This is a genomic window from Moorena sp. SIO3I6 (genome assembly GCF_010672095.1).
The window spans coordinates 1-1,349 of sequence record NZ_JAAHHU010001390.1 but is presented as its reverse complement, the minus strand read 5'-3'; the positions used below and the strand labels follow the sequence as shown (position 1 = coordinate 1,349).

Sequence of the window (1,349 nt, the reverse complement as noted above, 5' to 3'; positions counted from 1 at the left end):
ATATGTGTGGACAGGACTGACTGGGTAATTCCTGTTGGTATAAGCAAATATTTTGGCAAAGGGGGGCAAGCATCATGCCCTACCCTTTTGATTACTCCTGCAATTGATCACTCTTGTAACAGAGTCTTAGACACAATTCTGGTTTTCTTACGATCAGCTTCTGAGAGGTCTTCCCCAGTTTGCAAAATCGTAGCATTGGTTTGCAGTACTGTTGCGGCTCCTTTATCCCCCATCTGGATAGCCGTTTTTGCCGCAGTTTGTAACATGGTGGCAGCCCCAGCGCGATCGCCCTGCTGTAATTTTGTTTCCGCAATTTGAGTCTGACGGTATTTAGCTAAAGCTAGAATATGCTTCTGTACCTCAGGATTGGGAACTGGTTGATAACCCTCCTGGAAATTTGCCTGAACTGGCACGATTTCCGAGAGTAACTCTTGGGCACCACTGGATGGGTCATCATATTTGACTTGTACATGGGCAATGGTTTGACGACCCTCTGGCATTTTACCAACATACAAGTTAGCGAGAATCACCCGTTTTGAATCAGTCATCAAATCTCCCAAACGTACCATAAAGCGATTGCCTTCTGATTGTGCTGGGAGTTCAATGGCATCTGGTTCTACTTGGGCAATGGGTTTAAGTTCTGCTAACCTCACTTTTGGCATTAAATCCAACAACAGATAAGCATTAGTTAAGCCCACAGACTGCATGCGGTTGAACAAACGTGCAAACTCACTCAGGGCTTGCTCTGGTTCTTCAATGTAAGACAAGCTACCAGTAGCAATATCCGAAATTTTTTCCAAAATATCTTGGTTCCAGTTGGAACCGAATCCCAGACTGTTAATAGTCAAGTTATTTTCAGCAGCCAGTTCAGCTAATTTTATGCAGCTTTCATTATTGCCATGTTCGTTTTCCCCATCAGTGAGCAGAAACACCTGAGATACCGTGTCTTGTTTAGCTTTAATTAATTCTTTAACCCCTAGCTTTAGACCTTCATCAATGGCAGTACCCCCATCAGCCGCAAGTCGGTTAATCTTTCGTTTGATTTGGTCTAGGTTGCCCATCGGTTGATTGCGAACTAGCACTTTCGCTCTGTGGTCAAAGGCCACAATCGAGAGGCGGTCATCCGGTTGCAGGCGCTCAATTAACCCCACTGCTGCTTGCTTGACAGTTTCCAGGGGCTGCCCATGCATGGAGCCACTGTGGTCGAGTACCAGACACAAATTCAAGGGTACACTTCGACTAGAGGAAGCAGCGATCGCAGAAATCGCCACGGATAATTGACGCTGACTACTCGGTTGATTAGCATCAATATTAGTATCGTTAAGGGCTGGGTGCAAACCAACTTTCAT

At 45.4% G+C, this 1,349-nt stretch carries 1 protein-coding gene; it reads right to left on the bottom strand.

The features are described from left to right. Positions 1-107 precede the first annotated feature (107 nt). On the bottom strand, positions 108-1,349 hold a 1,242-nt coding region (locus tag F6K49_RS49600; protein ID WP_293110158.1), incomplete at its 5' end, for a VWA domain-containing protein.